Source organism: Knoellia sp. p5-6-4 (assembly GCF_029222705.1).
Lineage (GTDB): Bacteria > Actinomycetota > Actinomycetes > Actinomycetales > Dermatophilaceae > Pedococcus_A.
In genome coordinates this window covers 41,569-59,377 of record NZ_JARGZF010000004.1, presented here as the reverse complement: position 1 = coordinate 59,377, position 17,809 = coordinate 41,569, and the positions used below count along the sequence as shown (strand labels likewise).

Sequence of the window (17,809 nt, the reverse complement as noted above, 5' to 3'; positions counted from 1 at the left end):
GAACTTACCAGCAGTAAGTTACCGGCGGTACCGGTAGCATCGGCCGCGTGAGCCAGCCCGCCGTGCCCGACAGCGCCGCCCCGGTCGCCCCGGCGGCGACCCGTGCCGGTCGCGCTGGCCGAGTTGGCCGCGGGGCCCGTATGCCGCGGGCCCAGCGGGAGGAGCAGATCCTCACCGTGGCGGAGGCCGTGTTCGCCGAGCGCGGCTACCAGGCCACCACGATGGAGGAGGTCGCCGAGCGGGTCGGGGTGACCAAGCCGCTCATCTACGGCTACTTCGGCTCCAAGGAGGGCCTGCTCTCGGCCTGTGTCGACCGGGCGCGGGCGCAACTGCGTGAGGCGACGGTCGCCGCGTGGGAGGCCGTGCCCGAGGACGCGCCGCTCGAGGCGGTCTTCGAGAGCGGCATCCGCGCCTTCTTCGACTTCATCGACGAGCACGCGTCGGCCTTCGCCCTGATCCAGCAGGAAGCCGCGGTGGCGGCCTCCGCCAGCAGCGACATCGAGCGGATCCGCACCCAGCAGTCGGCCGTGGTCGCCGAGGCGCTCGGTCGCGTGCCCGGCCTCGACGGCGTCCCCGCCGAGCTGCTCGAGGGCTACTCCGAGGTCGTCATCGGGGCCTGCGAGCGGGTGGCGGTCTGGAGCCTCGGCCGCCCCGGGGTCACCGCCCAGGACGCCACCGACCTCGTCATGGCCGGGGTGTGGCGCGGGCTCGCCGCCCTCGCGCGGTGAGCGACGTCAGTCGGCGCAGGAGAAGGCGATGCCGTCGAGGATGTCGTGCTCGGAGGTGATGACCGTGGTGGTGCCTGACGCGGCCGCCACCCGCTGCACGACCTCGTGCCACACCAGGGCGCCGGCGCCGATGACGTCGACGCGACCGGGGTGCATGAAGGGCAGGGCGGCGCGGTCGGCGCGGCTCAGGTGCAGCAGTGACTCGCAGGCCGCGAGCACCGCCTCGGGTGCCAGCGTCGTGAGGTGGATGCGCGAGGCGTCGTAGGCGGGCAGGCCCAGGGCGTGCGCGGTCACCGTGGTGATGCTGCCGGCGAGGCCGACCAGGGCGGTCACCCCCCGGAAGTCGACGGCCTCGGCAGCGGCGTCGATCGCCGCGTCGATGTCACGCGTGGCGGCCGCGATCTCCTCGGCGGTGGGTGGGTCGCTACGCAGGTGCCGCTCGGTCATCCGCACGCAGCCGATGTCGACCGAGCACGCCGCCTCGACGTGGTCGGTGCCGCGCACGAACTCGGTCGAGCCGCCACCGAGGTCGACGACCAGGCTGGGTCCCTCGATGCCGAGGGCACGCAGCTCGCCGGTGGCGCCCCGGAACGACAGGGCTGCCTCCTCGGCGCCCGAGATGACCTCGGGCGAGGTGCCGAAGTGGGAGAACGCCTCGCGCACCCCGGCCACGAACTCGTCCGCGTTCCCGGCGTCCCGCGAGGCCGACGTCGCCACGAAGCGCACGGCCTGCGCGCCCTCCTCCCGGCACTGGGCGGCATACTCGGCGGCCATCGCGACGGTGCGCCGCATGGCCTCGGGGTCGATGACCCCGGTGCGGTCGACCCCGTAGCCGAGCCGCACCACCTCCATGCGGCGGACCACGTCGGTGAGCTTGCCCGCTGCGGCGTCGACGTCGGCGATCAGGAGGCGGATCGAGTTGGTGCCGCAGTCGACGGCGCCGACGCGGGTCACGCCTGCCCCTCGGGCTGCTCGGGCACGCACGAGCCCGCCGCCCACCACTCGCCGAGCAGCGCGAGGGCCTCGTCGCCGAGGGGGTTGACGCCGGGACCCGCAGCCAGGGAGTGCGCCACCAGCACGTGCAGGCACTTCACGCGGGTGGGCATGCCACCGGCGGAGATGCCCTCGATCTCGGAGACCTCACCCAGGGCCGACCGGCGGCGCAGGTAGTCCTCGTGGGCGGCGGCGTAGCGGGCCGCGAGGTCGTCGTCCTCTGCGAGGCGGTCGGTCATCTCGCGCATCAGCCCACCGTTCTCGAGGGTGCTGATGGCGCCGGTCAGCTTGGGGCAGGTGGCGTAGAAGGTGGTGGGGAACGGCGTGCCGTCCGGCAGCCTCGGCTCCGTCGTCAGGACGTCGGGCTGACCGCAGGGGCAGCGGTGCGCGACGGCGGCCACCCCTCGGGGCACCCGGCCGAGCTGGGCGTGGACGGCGTCAAGGTCCGCCTGGGTGGGGGGCTCAGGGCGGCTGGTGGTCATGCTGTCCTACTGCTTCGTCGGTGTCGGGGCGGGGGCGTCGGGGGTCGTGCCGGGGGTGGTGGCAGGGCTGCGGGAGCCGGCGTCGGGCGCTCCGCGGTCGGCCACCTTCGCGGACTCCCAGACCCGGCCGTACCACGGGCTGTCCTGCTTGGACGTCGGAGCAGCGGCCACCCCGGGCGTCTCGGGCTGCTCCGGGTCGCCGTCGATGACGGTGTAGGAGCGGTCGCCCACCTTGACGAACTTCAGCCGCTCGCGGGCCTGCTGCTCGACGTAGGCGTCGTCGTTCCAGCGGGCCTGCTCCTTCTGGAGCTGCTCGACCTTCACCCGCTGCCCGGCCACCTGCTCGCGCATGGCGTCGATGTCGCCCTGCTGGCGCAGGTAGGAGCGCAGGGTGGGCACGAGGGTGATGGCGAGCAGCACGAAGATCGAGGCCAGCACCAGGATGCGCCGCAGCGAGCGGGTGGCCTTGCGGTCCTTTGCCGAGCGCGCGGCGGCTGCCGCCTGCCGCAGGGCCCCGCTGGTCCGCGCCGACGACCGCGTCCCGCCCGTGCGGGGGCTGGGCCGGGACGCCGCCGACTTGGCGCCGGGGCGTGCCGAGGAGGCGCGCCGCGCGGGCCTGCGCGGCGCGCCTCCCTGTCCCCCGCTGTTCGTGGGCATCGAGCGCTCTTCGGCCCTGTCGCGTGCGCTCAGCCCTGGGGCTGCGGCGAGAAGCGCGGGAAGGCCGCGGCACCGGCATACACGGCGGCCTCGTCGAGCTCCTCCTCGATGCGCAGCAGCTGGTTGTACTTGGCCACCCGCTCGGAGCGGGCCGGGGCGCCGGTCTTGATCTGGCCGCAGTTGGTGGCCACGGCGAGGTCGGCGATGGTGGTGTCCTCGGTCTCGCCCGAGCGGTGGCTCATCATGCAGCGGTAGCCGTTGCGGTGGGCCAGCTCGACGGCGTCCATGGTCTCGGTGAGCGAGCCGATCTGGTTGACCTTGACCAGCAGCGCGTTGGCGGTGCGGCTGTCGATGCCGCGCTGGAGGCGCTCGGGGTTGGTGACGAACAGGTCGTCACCCACGATCTGGACCCGGTCGCCCAGGCGGTCGGTCATGGTCTTCCAGCCGTCCCAGTCGTCCTCGTTCAGGGGGTCCTCGATCGAGACGAGCGGGTAGGAGTCGACGAGGTCGGCGTAGTAGTCGACCATCTGCTCGGCCGTCTTGGAGACGCCCTCGAAGGTGTAGGCGCCGTCGCCGTGGAACTCGCTCGCGGCCACGTCGAGGGCCAGGGCGATCTGGGTGCCGGGCTCGTAGCCGGCGCGGGTGATCGCCTCGAGGATGAGGTCGAGCGCCTCGCGGTTGGAGCCGAGGTTCGGCGCGAAGCCACCCTCGTCGCCGAGGCCGGTGGCCAGGCCCTTCTCCTTCAGCACGGACTTGAGCTCGTGGTAGACCTCGGCGCCCCAGCGCAGCGCCTCGCGGAAGGAGTCGGCGCCGATCGGCGCGATCATGAACTCCTGGATGTCGACGTTGGAGTCGGCGTGGCTGCCGCCGTTGAGGATGTTCATCATCGGTACGGGCAGCACGTGCGCGTTGGGGCCGCCGACGTAGCGGAACAGCGGCAGGCCCGAGGAGTCCGCGGCGGCGCGGGCGACCGCGAGGGAGACCCCGAGGATGGCGTTGGCGCCGAGCTTGCCCTTGTTGGCGGTGCCGTCGAGGGCGAGCATCTCGGCGTCGACGAGCCGCTGCTCGCTGGCCTCGAAGCCGAGGAGCTTGGGGCCGACCTCGTCGAGCACGGCGTCGACCGCCTTCTCCACGCCCTTGCCGAGGTAGCGGCCCTTGTCGCCGTCGCGGCGCTCGACCGCCTCGAACGCGCCGGTGGAGGCTCCCGAGGGAACCGCCGCCCGGGCGATGGTGCCGTCGTCGAGAGCGACCTCGACCTCGACGGTGGGGTTGCCTCGGGAGTCGAGGATCTCGCGGGCGCCTACTGCCTCAATCGTGGCCACAACATCTCCTGCGCGGTGCCGGACGGGGTGCAAAGTCGTACGGCACGAGCCTAGCCGCTGGCCCCGCACCTCGAGGCGACCGACCCGCGTGTGGTCAGGCCTGCTGCCAGGCGACGGCGAGGGCGGCGCCGAGCCGGGCGTTGCTGCGCACGAGCGCGATGTTGGTCTCGAGGCTGCGGCCGCCGGAGAGCTCGACGATCCGGCCGAGCAGGAACGGCGTGATGTCCTTGCCGTGGATCCCCCGCTCCGCGCACTCGCCCAGGGCCTGCTCGATGAGCGCGCCCATCTCCTCGGCGGGCATCTCCTCGTCGGCCGGCACCGGGTTGGCCACCGCGATCCCGCCGGAGAGACCGAGGGCCCACTTGGCGCGCATCATCGCCGCGAGCTGCTCGACCGAGTCGACCCGCATGGGTGCGCGGTGACCCGAGGTGCGCGAGTAGAACGAGGGGAACTCGTCGGTGCCGAAGCCGACGACCGGCACGCCGAGGGTCTCGAGCGACTCCAGGGTCAGGCCGATGTCGAGGATCGACTTCACGCCGGCGCTGACGACGGCGACGTCGGTCTGGCCGAGCTCGGTCAGGTCGGCGGAGACGTCGAAGCTGGTCTCGGCCCCGCGGTGCACCCCGCCGAGGCCGCCTGTGACGAAGACGCGTATGCCGGCCAGGGCCGCGAGGCGCATGGTGGAGGCCACCGTGGTGGCCCCGTGGGCGCGCGTGGCGATGACGTAGGGCAGGTCGCGCAGGCTCACCTTGGCGACGTCGCCGTGGCTGGCCAGCACCTCGAGCTCGTCGCGGGACAGGCCGACGCGGGGGACGCCGTCGAGGATCGCGATGGTGGCCGGCACGGCGCCACCGTCGCGGACGATGCCCTCCACCTCCACGGCCATCTCGACGTTGCGGGGGTAGGGCATGCCGTGGCTGATGATCGTCGACTCCAGCGCCACGATGGGTGCACCGTCGCGCACGGCGGCGGCCACCTCGTCGGAGAGGGCCAGCATCGGGTGGGGGGTGGCGGTGGCAGCGGGGGCGGTCATGCGTTCTCCTTCGCGGCGCGCAGCTCGGCGTCGACGAGGCGCGCGCTGATGTCGGGGCGGACGGTGTCGGGGCTTGCGACGGTGAGGGCCGCCGCCATCTGGCCGAAGGCGGCGGCGTCGGCGGCGGAGTCGCCGCGCAGCAGGGCGTGGACGAACGCCGCGGTCATGGAGTCGCCCGCGCCGGTGACGTCGACGGCCTGCGTGCGCGGTGCCGGCAGGTGGATGACGTGGACGCGGCCGTCGTCGTCGAGGGAGCTGAGCGTGCTGCCGGCGAGGCCCCGCCGCACCCACACGTGGCGGACGCCGAGGTCGTGCACCTCACGCGCCGCCTTCGCCACGCTCGCGGCGGTGTGGGGAACGGCGCGGCCGACGATGGCGGCGAGCTCGTCCTTGTTGGGGGTCAGCGCCAGCAGCGGCCGCTCGGGGCTCAGGGCAGGCGCCAGCGCCGCCGCCTTGGCGACGCTGACCGGGTCGACGACGACAGGCACCCGGCACGCAGCCGCGTAGTCGAGCAGCCAGACGGCCGGCGCCGGGGGGATGTTGCCCTCCACCACGAGCAGGTCACAGTGAGCGACGAGGTCGCGGGCCCCGGAGAGCTGCCGGACGGTGAGGCTGTCGGTGCAGGACATGTTGGAGACCGCGACGAGCAGCTCGCCCTCGGCATCCATCACGGCGAGGTAGGTGCCGGTGGGCTGGTCGCTGGTGACCATGTGGTCGACCACGACGCCGGCCGCCCGCGTTGCGGCGACGAGATCCTCGCCGAACGCGTCACGCCCGACCGGGGCGACCAGGTGGGTGGGCGAGCCGAGACGCGCCAGGTTCTCGGCGATGTTGCGACCGACCCCACCGGGGGTGGTCACCGCTGCGCCGGGGTTGGAGGTCCGCAGCACCACCGGCTCGCGAGAGTGCGCCTTGATGTCCATGTTGGCGCCACCCACCACCACGACGGACCGGCGGTCCGGTCGCAGCACGTAGCCCCGGCCGAGGATGACCCCCTTCTTCGCCAGGTTCGAGAGGTGCACGGCCACCGACGCCTTCGTCGTGCCGAGCCGGTCGGCCAGGGCGGCCGCGTCGAGCAGCGGGTCGAGGCGGAGCAGGTCGACGATCTCGCGCTCACGCTGGGTCAGGGTCACCTTGAAACAATAAAGGCCCTTAATTATCTTAAGCAACTCCTTCGGCTGCGCGTCGTGGTGCCGGTCTGCCATCGTGAGGTGGTGGCCCTGGCCGTCTGCCTGCTCTTCGACGAGCGCACCGACCATGCCCTGCGACAGCTGTGGCAACGGCTCGAGGCCGCGGGCGTCGCCACGCTCCTCTCGCACACCCACGGCCACCACGTGCCCCACCTGTCGTATGCCGTGCTGCGCACGTACGACGTCGACGCCGTGGCCGCCGCGGTGGGCGCGCTGCCCGACGGCGGGCCGGTCCGGCTCCACTTCGACGGCCTGGGTCTCTTCCGGCGCGGGCGGGCCTGGCTCATCCCGGGCATCGGCGCCGACGTCCACGCCCGCCAGGAGCGGGTGGTCGCCGCCGCCCTCGGCACGGGCGCCGATCTCCACCGGCACTACCGGCCGGGATACTGGGTGCCGCACTGCAGCGTGGCGCCCCGGGTGCGTCGGGAGTTCCTCGCCGCCCTGGCGGTCGAGGTCTACGGGACCCTGCCACTGGAGGCGGTCGCCGAGCGGGCCGCGCTCATCGACAGCAGCACCGGCGAGCGCTGGCCGCTCGGCGGCATACCGTGAGCGACGGCGTCAGCCGTCGGTCTGCGACGCCCCGGGTGACGCCTGCCCGGCGAAGCGCTGGAGGGCCTCGCGCAGGAGGTCGTCGGCCGACCGTCCCTGCTCACGGGCCCGCGCGACGAGGGCGAGCAGGCTCGCCCCGAGGTCTCCCTCGTCGTCTCGCAGCGCAGCCAGGTCGCCCCCGGTGCGCTCCCACCTCGCCAAGGCCTTCTCTGCGGCGAGCAGCGTCGGGAGGGAGGCCGGTATGCCGTGCAGCAGGCCGGTGTGCCCTGCCTCGCCGCCGGCATGCCCTGCCTGCGCGTCCCTCGCGGCCTTCGCGGCCTTCTCCTCGGCCTTGATGACCTCCCAGGCGCGCTCGACCTCCTCGGGGGTCGTGGCGTCCCCGTCCGCGAAGACGTGCGGGTGGCGGCGCAGCAGCTTCTCGACGATCCCGCCCGCGACCTCGTCGATGTCGAAGGGCCGCTCGGGGTCCTCCTCCCCCACCCGGGACTGGAAGGCGACCTGCAGCAGGACGTCGCCGAGCTCCTCGACCATGTGGTCCCGGTCGCCGGAGCGGATGGCCTCAGCCGCCTCGTGGGCCTCCTCGATGAGGTACTTCACCAGCGACTCGTGGGTCTGCTCGGCGTCCCACGGGCAGCCGCCCGGCGAGCGCAGCCGGTCCATCACCGCGACGAGGTCGAGCAGCCGGGCGCCCGGCACGTCCCAGGACCCCACGACGACCTCGACCTCGGGTGGGTCGGGAAGCCGGGAGACCTCGGAGGCGATGGCGTCGGTGAGGCCCGGGTCGCCGTCGGCCGAGACCACCCACGCGACTCCCCGGTCCCCGGCAGCGCTCGCCTCGGCTACGAGGGTCCGGGCCAGCTCCGGCGCCGCGACGACGCCGATGTGCCGCACCGGCACACCGGCCTCCCGCACGGCCTCGGCGAGGGGCTCGTCGGCGTCTCTCGCGAGCACCGCCCCTGCGCCCTCGAGGGCCTGCCAGGCAGCCCGCGTCAGCAGCCCCGCGGCGATGCGGGGGCTGCCGGTCACCAGGGCGAGGCGGCCGGGCACGGCCGTCGTCAGCCCTCTTCCGTGACCTTGAGCCAGTTGCTGCGCGCCGCCTCGAGCTGGGCTCCGTCGCGGTCGAAGACCCCGTAGCGCGGGTTGACGGTGATCTCGGCCTCCGCCAGCTGCTCGAGCACCATCTGCTTCTCGGCGTCGCTCAGCTTCTGCAGGGCGAAGTTGGCCTTCACCAGGTCGAGGGTCGCCTGAGAGGGCTCCGAGACGTTGGCCATCGCGGTGCGTGCAGAGGAGTCGGACTCGCCCTTGCCCACGCTCTTGGCGACGTCGTTGATGCTCTGCGCTGTGATCAGCTGGCTGACCGCCATCGGGGTGGTGAACGGCGTCTCCGGCGCGAAGGCCTCGTTGATCTGCTGCGCGGCCAGCTGGGCCTCGCTCTCGCTGATCACGTCGCCGTTGACGACGGCAGCGGTGTCGGCGGTGCCGCAGGCGGACACGGACAGGGCGGCGGCGAGTGCCGCCGCGGCGAGCGGCCCACGCAGGGTCCGAAGTGCCTTCACTGACAATCCTCTCGTTGCTTAACGGGCCCCGGCCCCTGACTGCGCGGCGACGCGGGCGGCGTCCCCGATGCCGTCGAGCATGACAGCCCGGATGAGGTCGCTGGCCCACTGGAGCACCGCGGTGTCCCGCAGCGGCCTGCCACCCACCCTGGCCGTCATCGGCTTGGGCACGAGAATCGTACGGACCGCGTCCTTGACGAGCGACTTCGGGTACAACCTCTGCAGCCGCAGCTGCGCCGACTCCGGCAGCTCGACGGGCCCGAATCGGACGTGGTTGCCCTGCACGCTGATGTCGGAGATCCCGGCCTGGCGCGCGACCGTGCGCAGCCGCGCCACCTCGATGAGGTTGCGGACGGGCTCCGGCGGGGCCCCGTAGCGGTCGACGAGCTCCGCCTCGATCTCGCTGAGCTGCGCCTCGTCGACGACGCTGGCGAGCTTCTTGTAGGCCTCGAGCCGCAGCCGCTCGCCCGGCACGTAGTCGTGGGGCAGGTGCGCGTCGACCGGGAGGTCGATCTTGATCTCGACGGGGGCGGTCTCGCCCTCGCCGCGGAAGCTGGCCACGGCCTCCCCGACGAGGCGGACGTAGAGGTCGAAGCCGACGCCGGCGATGTGACCGGACTGCTCACCGCCGAGCAGGTTGCCGGCGCCGCGGATCTCGAGGTCCTTCATGGCGATCTGGATGCCGGCGCCGAGGTCGGTGTGGCTGGCCATGGTCTGCAGCCGGTCGTGGGCCGTCTCGGTCATCGGCTTCTCGGGCGGGTAGAGGAAGTAGCAGTAGGCCCGCTCGCGCCCGCGGCCGACCCGTCCTCGCAGCTGGTGGAGCTGGCTCAGGCCGAGCACGTCGGCCCGCTCGACGATGAGGGTGTTGGCGTTCGAGATGTCCAGGCCGGTCTCGACGATGGTGGTGCAGACGAGCACGTCGAACTTCTTGTCCCAGAAGTCGAGCACCACCTGCTCGAGCTTGTGCTCGCCCATCTGGCCGTGCGCGGTCGCCACGCGGGCCTCGGGCACGAGCTCGCGGACGCGGGACGCGGCGCGCTCGATGGTGCTGACCTTGTTGTGCACGAGGAAGACCTGGCCCTCGCGGAGCAGCTCGCGACGGATGGCCGCGGTGATCTGCTTCTCGTCGTAGGCGCCGACATAGGTGAGCACCGGGTGCCGCTCCTCCGGCGGCGTCGCGAGCGTCGACATCTCTCGGATTCCGGTGACCGCCATCTCGAGGGTGCGTGGGATCGGGGTCGCCGACATGGCGAGCACGTCGACGGCGGTGCGCAGGGTCTTGAGCTGTTCCTTGTGCTCGACGCCGAACCGCTGCTCCTCGTCGACGATCACGAGGCCGAGGTCCTTGTAGCGGATGTCCTTGGACAACAGGCGGTGGGTGCCGATCACGAGGTCGACGCTGCCGTCCGCGAGGCCGGCGACGACCTCGCGCGCCTCCTTGTCGCTCTGGAAGCGCGACAGCGCCTTCACCACGACCGGGAACTGGGCGTAGCGCTCGGTGAAGGTCTGCAGGTGCTGCTGGACCAGCAGGGTGGTCGGCACGAGCACGGCGACCTGCTTGCCGTCCTGGATCGCCTTGAACGCCGCGCGCACCGCGATCTCGGTCTTGCCGTAGCCGACGTCGCCGCAGATGAGCCGGTCCATCGGCACCGAGCGCTCCATGTCGGCCTTGACCTCGTCGATGGAGCTCAGCTGGTCGGGGGTCTCGACGTAGGCGAAGGCGTCCTCGAGCTCGCGCTGCCACGGGGTGTCGGGGCCGAACGCGTGCCCCGAGGTCGCCATGCGCGCGCTGTAGAGCTGGATCAGCTCGCTCGCGATCTGCTTGACGTAGCGGCGGGCCTTGGTCTTGGTCCTGTGCCAGTCGGAGCCGCCCATCTTGTTGAGCGTGGGCTGCTCGCCGCCGACGTAGCGGGTGACCTGGTCGAGCTGGTCGGTCGGCACGTAGAGCCGGTCGCCCGGCTGGCCCCGCTTGGAGGCGGCGTACTCGAGCACGAGGTACTCGCGGGTGGCGCCGCCGACCGTGCGCTGGACCATCTCGACGAACCTGCCCACACCGTGCTGCTCGTGGACGACGAAGTCGCCCGGCTGGAGCTGGAGCGGGTCGACCTGGTTGCGGCGCCGCGACGGCATACGGCGCATGTCCTTGGTGGAGCCCCCCTGGCCGGGGGTGCCCGTCAGGTCGGTCTCGGTGACCACCGCCAGCCGGCTGGCCGGCGCGAGGAAGCCGCTGCCCAGGGAACCGGTGGTGAGGTGCACCATCCCGGGCGCCAGGTCGCCGAGGTCGGCGTCGAGCCTGCTGGGCACCTCCTCGCCCCCGAGGACCTCGTGGACCCGCTTGGCGAGACCGTGGCCCTCGGTGACGACGAGCACGCGCCAGCCGTCCCCGGTCCACTGGCGCAGGTCGCCGACCGCCTCGGGGGTGCTGCCCCGGTAGCGGGGGGTCTCGGTGAGCCCGGTGTTGACGACGGCCGCGTCGCCGTCGACCTCCTCGGCGAGCTCCTCGTCGGCGGTGAACGGGTTGAGGTCCCACCACGACAGGCCGGCCTCGCGGGCGTGTGCGCGCAGGTCGGCGAGGCTCCAGAACGACGCGGTGCCGAGGATGCCCTGAAGGTCGATGGGCACGGTGTTGCCGGCGGCCGCGTTGGCCCAGCCGGCGTCGAGGAACTCCTGGGAGGTCGCGACGAGGTCGTGGGCGCGGGTGCGCACGCGCTCCGGGTCGCACAGCACGACCATCGTGTCGTCGCGGAGGGTGTCGAGCACGCTCTCCATGCCGTCGACGAGAGCGGGGGCGAGGGACTCCATGCCCTCGACCGCGATGCCCTCGGCGAGCTTGCCGAGCAGGTCGACGGCGCCGGGCAGCTGGTCGATGAGGTTGTTGGCGCGTTCGCGGACCGAGTCGGTGAGGAGCACCTCGCGGCAGGGCGGCGCCCACAGGCCGTGCTCGGCGACCTCGAGGCTGCGCTGGTCGGCGACCTTGAACCAGCGGATCTCCTCCACCGTGTCGCCCCAGAACTCCACGCGCACCGGGTGGTCCTCGGTCGGCGGGAAGACGTCGAGGATGCCGCCGCGCACGGCGAACTCGCCGCGCCGCTCGACGAGGTCGGTGCGCGTGTAGGCCGCAGCGGCGAGGTCCTCGACCACCTGCTCGAGCGGCGCCTCGTCGCCGGCCTTGAGCGCCACCGGAGTGAGCTCGCCGAGGCCCTTGACCACCGGCTGCAGCACGGCGCGCACCGGGGCCACCACGACGTCCAACGGCCCGTATGCCGGGTCGGTGGGGTCCGGGTGCGCGAGGCGCCGCAGCACGGCCAGACGCTTGCCGACCGTGTCGCTGCGCGGGCTCAGCCGCTCGTGCGGGAGGGTCTCCCACGCGGGGAACTCGGCGACGGTGTCGGGGTCGAGGAAGCAGCGCAGGGCGGCTGCGAGGTCCTCGGCCTCCCGGGTGGTCGCGGTGATGGCGAGCAGCGGGCGACGACGCCCCTCCGTGGCGGCGCCACGGCACACCAGGCTCGCGAGCAGGGCGGGCCGGGCTCCGGCGGCGACGGACACCTCGGCGGTGGCCTCGTCGCGCCTCGCCACGCCCAGGGCAGCGGCGATGCCGGGGTCGCCGTGGAGGACGTCCAGCAGCGGGCTGAGGGTCATGGAGACGGCTCCTGGCGGGGGGTAGACAGCACGAGCGCCCCGCTGCGGCGGGCAGCGGGGGTCGCCACCAAGCCTAAGCCCCCTCGCGGCGGACACCACGGTGTGCCGCCACTCAGGTGTTCGGCCACGTGGCCTACGTCCAATGTTCTAGAGCAAACGTGCCTACTGACGGACCAGACCGGCCGACAGACTCGACGGGGAGGCGGCCGGAGCACGACGCGACGGTGCCGACCGCACAGTGCAGAGGGGACGAGGACGATGAGAGTTGCGCGGGTTCGACCCGGGGTGGGCGGATGAGCCTGGTGGAGGACGGACCGGTGCGGCTGGGGTCGGCACCGCCGGAGCTGGTGCTGGACCACGCCCTTCCGGACCTGACCCTCAGCCCCCTGGCCACGGCCGACCTCATGCTGGCCCTCGCGGGCGTGCTGCCACCGGGCCAGGTGCTCGGTGCGGCCGTGCAGGAGGTCGTGGAGGACCTCGGGGTCGGCCCCGAGATCGGCGTGGCGCTGCCCACGGTGGAGGCGGCCCGGGCCGCGCTCGTGGCCGGCGGCCTCGTGCTCCGCGACGAGGAGCACACGCCGCTAGCGGCCCTGGAACAGGCGCGGGTGGCGCCGGGGCAGCCCCGGCTCGTGCACGGCATACCCCGGCGCCTGCGGGCCCGGGAGTCGGGCGTGGGGGCACGGACCACGGTGGACTTCGACGACCCGTCGCTGCGGGGACGGCCGCTCCTGCTGCTCGAGCGCCCTGCCCTGGAGGCGGACCTGCCGCTGCTGCGGGCCTGGGCCTCGTCCTCCGACGCGGCTCCCGTGGTGCTGGTCCCGGAGCACAGCGACGGGCGGGCATGGGTGCCCACCCGGCTGCTGCTCCGCCTGGCCGACGACCTCGTGACGGCCATCGGGGCGACGGACGCGACGGTGCGCACCGTGCCGCTCGAGCCGCACGACCCGCGCAGCGACTCGGCACTGGTCGACCGCATCGCCGCGCGCCTCGGGGCAACGGCGGTCCGCAGCCTCAGCGACACCGAGCCGGGGGGCACCGCGGGCGTCTGGGCGCAGGCCCACGCGGCACTGGTCGACGGGCGCGGGGCCGGTCCCCTGCCCGGCCTGGACCCCGCCACCGAGCGGACGCTGCGCTCCTGGCTCCCCCGGCGCGACGAGCGCGGGGTCGCGCTGATGTTCTCCGGCCTGTCCGGCTCCGGGAAGTCGACGCTCGCGCGTGACGTGGCCGCCTGGCTGGGCGCCACGACGTCGCGCACCGTCACCCTGCTCGACGGCGACCGGGTGCGGCAGATGCTGTCGGCGGGGCTCGGCTTCGACCAGGCCTCGCGAGAGCTCAACGTGCGCCGGATCGGCTACGTCGCGGCAGAGATCGCCCGCCACGGCGGCATCGCGATCTGCTCGCCGATCGCCCCGTTCGCCCACACCCGGGCCGAGGTGCGGCACATGGTCGAGCAGGCCGGCGACTTCGTCCTCGTGCACGTGAGCACCCCCCTCGAGGAGTGCGAGCGGCGCGACCTCAAGGGGCTCTACGCCAAGGCGCGACAGGGGCAGATCCCCGACTTCACCGGCATCTCCTCGCCCTACGACGTCCCGGTGGACGCCGACCTGCGGGTGGACACCTCGGCCCTCGGACGCGAGGAGGCCGCCCAGCAGGTCATCGACCACCTCACCCGCGGCGGCTGGGTGGAGGGGAAGGCACCGTGAACCTCGACCCGGGCCTGGTCGCCGCCTGCTTCGGCATCGGCATCGTCGTCGGGCTGACCGGGATGGGCGGCGGGGCCCTGATGACGCCGGTCCTCGTGCTGTTCTTCAACATCCCGCCGCTCACAGCCGTCTCGAGCGACCTGGTCGCCGCCGCCGTCATGAAGCCGGTCGGCGGCGCCGTGCACCTGCGCCGCGGCACCGTCAACCTGGGCCTGGTCAAGTGGCTGTGCATCGGCTCCGTCCCGGCCGCGTTCGGCGGCGTGCTGCTGATGCGCGCCCTCGGCGACGGGCAGCGGATCCAGGACGTGGTCCAGGTCTCCCTGGGGATGGCGCTGCTCATCGCCGCCACGGGTCTGGCGGTGCGGGCCTACATGCGGCTGCTCGAGCGGGCCCGCCGCCGCGACGGCAGCGCCGACCCCCTGCCCCAGGGCCGGCCCGAGGTCACCGTACGGGTGCTGCCGACGGTGGTCGTGGGTGTCATCGGGGGCCTGGTCGTCGGCATGACGTCGGTGGGCTCCGGCTCGCTCGTGATCATCTCGCTGATGGCGCTCTACCCGCTGCTCAAGGCCAGCTCGCTGGTCGGGACCGATCTCGTGCAGGCGGTGCCCCTCGTCGCGTCGGCCGCGCTGGGCCACATCCTCTTCGGCGACTTCAGGCTCGACCTCACGCTCTCGCTCATCATCGGCAGCGTCCCGGGCGCGTGGCTCGGTGCACGGCTGTCCTCGCGCGCTCCCGGCGGGATCGTGCGACGGGTGCTGGCGTTCGTGCTGCTGGCGTCCGCCCTCAAGCTGCTGGGCCTGCCGACCGTGCCCACCGGCGTCGTGCTGGCCGTCATGGCCCTCGCCGCACCGGTGGCCTGGATGGTCGTCCGGCGCCGCCACGGCTTCCCCGCCCTCGCCGCCCGCCGCGTGCGCCGGCCCGCCCTCGTCGAACAGGTGACGCGATGACCTCGGTCCTGACACCCCAAGCACCGCACGCGCCCAGGCACGCGAGGCCCCGCCCGGTCCGGACGTGGCTAGCCCTGGCGGTGGTCGGGGCGGCCGCCTGTGCCGCCGCGGTCATCTCCGGCCTCGCGTTCGGCGGCAGCGGTGACAAGCGCATGGTCGTCATCCCGCTCGCCGCCGCGATCGGGGTCGCGCTGGCGGCACTGGCCTTCACGCGCTACGCCGCCTTCGTCCTCATGCTGCTGGCCGTCCGTGCCAGCCTCGACCTGGTCAAGCTGAGCGGCGTCTCCGCCGGCAACACCGACACCAACACCGCGACCGCCCGCGGCCTGGACCCGGCGTCGATGCTGTCGATGCTGTTCATCGTCGCGTCGGTGTTCTGGCTGCTCGCGCAGTACTCCAGCGGGCGACAGCTGCGCGGCTCCCCGCTGCGCACCGCCTTCATCGTCTTCGTCGTCGCCGGCGCGGTCAGCGTCATCGGAGCCAACCCGTGGGAGGCCGCGTTCCTCGAGGTGGCCCGCATCCTCTCCGTCGTCATGATGTTCGTGGTGCTCGAGCAGCTCATCACGAACCGCGAGACGATGATGAAGGTCCTCTACGCTGCCTATGCCAGCGTGCTGTTCCCCTTGGCGTACACCCTGTTCGGCCTGGCCATCGGTGACCCGGCCTCCGAGGCGAAGGGCAGCTTCACCAGGCTCACCGGGCCGTTCGCGCAGTCCAACACCTTCGCCCGTTACCTGGCCTTCCTCATCGTCTTCGGCGTCGCGGTCTTCCCGGTCCTGCGCAAGAAGCAGAAGCTGGTGATGCTGCCCATCCTCGGGCTGTCGACGGCTTTCCTGCTGCTCACCCTGACCCGGTCGGCGATCATCGCCGCGGTGCTGGCCGTCGTCATCATCGCCCTCGTCCAGCGGCGCACCTCGCTGCTGGTCGGGTTCGCCGCGAGCGCACTCCTGGCCGCCGCGCTGGTGCCCGGGCTCACGGCGCGCTTTGCGACCCTCACCGCCGAGGAACAGGTCGTCGGGCGACCCGAGACCGGCAACAGCCTGCAGTGGCGGTACGACTACTGGACCAAGGTCATCCCGCTGGCCAACGAGAACCCGGTGACGGGGATCGGGCTCAACATGACGCAGTACCAGACCTCGGCCAAGAAGCAGCCGCACAGCGACTTCATCCGGGCCTACGTCGAGACGGGGCTGTTCGGCCTGCTCGCCTACGTCGCGATGCACTTCCTGCTGCTGCGCAACGCCATCCTCGCGGTGCAGCGGACGGCCCGCGGCACCCTCGAGCACGGTGTGGCCGCGGGCGCACTGGGCGTCGCCGTGTGCTTCCTCGTCGCCAGCCTCGGCTCCAACATGATGTCCAACGTGGTCAGCCTCTGGTACCTCGTGGCGTTCTCGGCCGCCGGCGCCTACGTCGCGCGCACCAACGCCCCCGGCCCCGGCGGCCGGTGGAACCTCCCGCAGTGAGCAGCTCGACGGCGTCGCGCGACATCAACCGCATGGGGCGCGGCGGTGGCCTCAACCTCGTCGGCGCCGTCTGGAACCAGGTCGCCCTCTTCGGGATCATCTCGCTGCTGGCAGCCCAGCTGGGTGAGGACGACGTCGGACGCTACGCCTCGTGCTACGCCCTGCTCTCGTTGCTGGGACTTCTGTCGCTGGCCGGGTTCCGTTCCGCCATGACCCGGTTCGTGGCCATGCACGTCGCCGACGGCGACGCCAGCCGGCTGCGGGGCACCCTTCGGATGGGGCTCGGCCTGACGGTGCTGGCGTCCCTGGTGATCGGTGGCCTGCTGGCGGCGCTCGCTCCGTGGGTCGCCCGCACCCTCAGCGGCCCCGCCATGACCGACGACCCCGCCATGGCGGCGGGCGTTCGGCTCGTGGCCCTCAGCCTGCCGGCGGTCACCTTCTCCGATGCCGCGCTCGCGGCCACCCAGGGCTGGCGGACCCAGCGGCCCTTCACGCTGATCGGCCGGATCTTCGAGCCCGGGCTGAAGTTCGCGCTCACCGCAGGCGCGCTCGCGGCAGGCCTCGCCTTCGAGGGTGCGATGTGGTCGATCGTGGCGGCGGCGTGGGCAGCGGCCGCCCTGGCCGGACTCGCGCTGAAGGCACAGCTGCGCGGCACGCCGGGGGCAGACGCGGTCTACGAGATCCGCGAGATCTTCAGCTTCTCGATGGTGAGCTGGCTCGCGGCCCTGGCGGCGACGGGCCTGATCTGGGTGGGCACCCTTCTGCTGGGCGCGATGGAGGGCCAGGCCGAGGTCGGCTCCTTCAACGTCGCCACCCGGCTGGTCATGCTGGCCGTCTTCGTGATGGCCCCGATCAACGCGGCCTTCACGCCGCACATGGCGCACCTGTTCCACACCGGGCAGGTGGAGGAGTCGGCCCGGGCCTACGGCAGTGCGACGCGCTGGATCCTGACACTGTCGATGCCGGCGTTCATCGTGCTCATCGCCTTCCCCACCCAGCTGCTCGGCTACTTCGGCGAGGTCTACACCACCGCTGCGGCCGTCACGGTGATCCTCGCCTTCGGGCAGCTCGTGAGTGCCGCTGCCGGTCCGTGCGGCACCGTGCTCAACATGTCTGGACGGGTGCGCCTGTCGATGCTCGACAACATCGGCGCGCTGGCACTCGGAGTCGTGCTCAACCTTGTCCTCATCCCCTCCTACGGCATCGTGGGCGCCGCTGTCGCGTGGAGTGCCTCGCTCGTAGCGGCCAACTCGGCCAAGGTGGTCCAGGCCCGTTACGTCGTGGGCGTGCCCGCCGCCGGCGCGCGCCTGGGCCGGATCCTGCTGGCCGCCGTGCCGGCGGCCGGGACGGCGGCCCTGCTGACCCAGTGGGTGCACCACTGGACCGGTGTGGTGCTCATCGCGGCGCCGCTGGTGGCGGTGGTCTTCTTCGGAGTGCTGGTCGCCCTGGGCGTCCAGCCCGAGGACCGCGCCCTGGTGGCCTCGCTGGCGCGGCGCAGGGCACGGGTGACCCGCGCCGGCGCTGCCTGACCCTGACCGGCCGCGGCC

Annotated in this window: 15 protein-coding genes; 6 read left to right on the top strand and 9 right to left on the bottom strand. The window is 72.9% G+C overall.

The features are described from left to right. Positions 1 to 47 precede the first annotated feature (47 nt). Entirely contained in the window at positions 48 to 728 is a 681-nt protein-coding gene (locus P2F65_RS18195; protein WP_275811241.1) for a TetR/AcrR family transcriptional regulator, read from the top strand. 6 nt (positions 729 to 734) lie between these two features. Here the strand turns inward: P2F65_RS18195 and P2F65_RS18190 are convergent, their stop codons facing one another. The 6 genes from P2F65_RS18190 to P2F65_RS18165 form a co-directional block, all read right to left on the bottom strand. Continuing rightward, positions 735 to 1,682, bottom strand: coding sequence for a Ppx/GppA phosphatase family protein (locus P2F65_RS18190; protein ID WP_275811237.1), 948 nt, complete (start codon positions 1,680 to 1,682; stop codon positions 735 to 737). Next, positions 1,679 to 2,203, bottom strand: coding sequence for a DUF501 domain-containing protein (locus P2F65_RS18185; protein WP_275811234.1), 525 nt, complete (start codon positions 2,201 to 2,203; stop codon positions 1,679 to 1,681). Before P2F65_RS18185 ends, P2F65_RS18190 begins: the two co-directional genes overlap by 4 nt. Before the next feature lie 6 nt (positions 2,204 to 2,209). Continuing rightward, on the bottom strand, positions 2,210 to 2,860 hold the full coding sequence (locus P2F65_RS18180; protein WP_275811231.1) for a septum formation initiator family protein: 651 nt from the start codon (positions 2,858 to 2,860) through the stop codon (positions 2,210 to 2,212). Between the two features lie 29 nt (positions 2,861 to 2,889). Then, on the bottom strand, positions 2,890 to 4,182 hold the full coding sequence (gene eno, locus P2F65_RS18175) for a phosphopyruvate hydratase (protein ID WP_275811228.1): 1,293 nt from the start codon (positions 4,180 to 4,182) through the stop codon (positions 2,890 to 2,892). A 94-nt stretch (positions 4,183 to 4,276) separates the two neighbouring features. Further along, complete coding sequence (locus P2F65_RS18170; protein ID WP_275811225.1) at positions 4,277 to 5,215, bottom strand: pseudouridine-5'-phosphate glycosidase; 939 nt, start codon at positions 5,213 to 5,215, stop codon at positions 4,277 to 4,279. Further along, positions 5,212 to 6,420, bottom strand: coding sequence for a carbohydrate kinase family protein (locus P2F65_RS18165; RefSeq protein ID WP_275811222.1), 1,209 nt, complete (start codon positions 6,418 to 6,420; stop codon positions 5,212 to 5,214). The genes P2F65_RS18170 and P2F65_RS18165 overlap by 4 nt, the downstream gene beginning before the upstream one ends. Before the next feature lie 9 nt (positions 6,421 to 6,429). On the opposite strand from P2F65_RS18165, the gene P2F65_RS18160 reads away from it, so the two are divergent. Next, complete coding sequence (locus P2F65_RS18160) at positions 6,430 to 6,954, top strand: 2'-5' RNA ligase family protein (protein WP_275811219.1); 525 nt, start codon at positions 6,430 to 6,432, stop codon at positions 6,952 to 6,954. A 9-nt stretch (positions 6,955 to 6,963) separates the two neighbouring features. Here the strand turns inward: P2F65_RS18160 and P2F65_RS18155 are convergent, their stop codons facing one another. The 3 genes from P2F65_RS18155 to mfd are packed head-to-tail and all read right to left on the bottom strand — an operon-like array spanning position 6,964 to position 12,149. Then, positions 6,964 to 7,980, bottom strand: coding sequence for a MazG family protein (locus P2F65_RS18155; RefSeq protein WP_275811216.1), 1,017 nt, complete (start codon positions 7,978 to 7,980; stop codon positions 6,964 to 6,966). Between the two features lie 29 nt (positions 7,981 to 8,009). After that, the gene (locus P2F65_RS18150; protein WP_275811213.1) at positions 8,010 to 8,510 is read right to left on the bottom strand and encodes a hypothetical protein; all 501 of its coding nucleotides are present in this window, start codon (positions 8,508 to 8,510) and stop codon (positions 8,010 to 8,012) included. Positions 8,511 to 8,528: 18 nt separating this feature from the next. After that, the gene (gene mfd / locus P2F65_RS18145; RefSeq protein ID WP_275811211.1) at positions 8,529 to 12,149 is read right to left on the bottom strand and encodes a transcription-repair coupling factor; all 3,621 of its coding nucleotides are present in this window, start codon (positions 12,147 to 12,149) and stop codon (positions 8,529 to 8,531) included. Positions 12,150 to 12,442: 293 nt separating this feature from the next. Between mfd and cysC the strand changes: the two genes are divergently transcribed. Genes cysC through P2F65_RS18125 form a run of 4 tightly spaced genes read left to right on the top strand, consistent with a single transcriptional unit; the run spans position 12,443 to position 17,791 of the window. Further along, positions 12,443 to 13,852: an adenylyl-sulfate kinase gene (cysC, locus tag P2F65_RS18140; protein WP_275811207.1), complete on the top strand. Its 1,410-nt coding sequence runs from the start codon at positions 12,443 to 12,445 to the stop codon at positions 13,850 to 13,852. Beyond that, positions 13,849 to 14,799: a sulfite exporter TauE/SafE family protein gene (locus P2F65_RS18135; RefSeq protein WP_275811204.1), complete on the top strand. Its 951-nt coding sequence runs from the start codon at positions 13,849 to 13,851 to the stop codon at positions 14,797 to 14,799. The genes cysC and P2F65_RS18135 overlap by 4 nt, the downstream gene beginning before the upstream one ends. Next, positions 14,796 to 16,262, top strand: a complete 1,467-nt coding sequence (locus P2F65_RS18130; protein WP_275811201.1) for an O-antigen ligase family protein — start codon at positions 14,796 to 14,798, stop codon at positions 16,260 to 16,262. The genes P2F65_RS18135 and P2F65_RS18130 overlap by 4 nt, the downstream gene beginning before the upstream one ends. Next, positions 16,259 to 17,791, top strand: a complete 1,533-nt coding sequence (locus P2F65_RS18125; RefSeq protein ID WP_275811198.1) for a flippase — start codon at positions 16,259 to 16,261, stop codon at positions 17,789 to 17,791. Before P2F65_RS18130 ends, P2F65_RS18125 begins: the two co-directional genes overlap by 4 nt. The last annotated feature ends 18 nt before the right edge of the window (positions 17,792 to 17,809 follow it).

Bases quoted from the DNA above. Each gene is read 5' to 3' on its own strand.
- P2F65_RS18185 (WP_275811234.1), bottom strand. From the start codon at position 2,203: ATGACCACCAGCCGCCCTGAGCCCCCCACCCAGGCGGACCTTGACGCC.
- P2F65_RS18180 (WP_275811231.1), bottom strand. From the start codon at position 2,860: ATGCCCACGAACAGCGGGGGACAGGGAGGCGCGCCGCGCAGGCCCGCG.
- P2F65_RS18170 (WP_275811225.1), bottom strand. From the start codon at position 5,215: ATGACCGCCCCCGCTGCCACCGCCACCCCCCACCCGATGCTGGCCCTC.
- P2F65_RS18165 (WP_275811222.1), bottom strand. From the start codon at position 6,420: ATGGCAGACCGGCACCACGACGCGCAGCCGAAGGAGTTGCTTAAGATA.
- mfd (WP_275811211.1), bottom strand. From the start codon at position 12,149: ATGACCCTCAGCCCGCTGCTGGACGTCCTCCACGGCGACCCCGGCATC.
- cysC (WP_275811207.1), top strand. From the start codon at position 12,443: ATGAGCCTGGTGGAGGACGGACCGGTGCGGCTGGGGTCGGCACCGCCG.
- P2F65_RS18130 (WP_275811201.1), top strand. From the start codon at position 14,796: ATGACCTCGGTCCTGACACCCCAAGCACCGCACGCGCCCAGGCACGCG.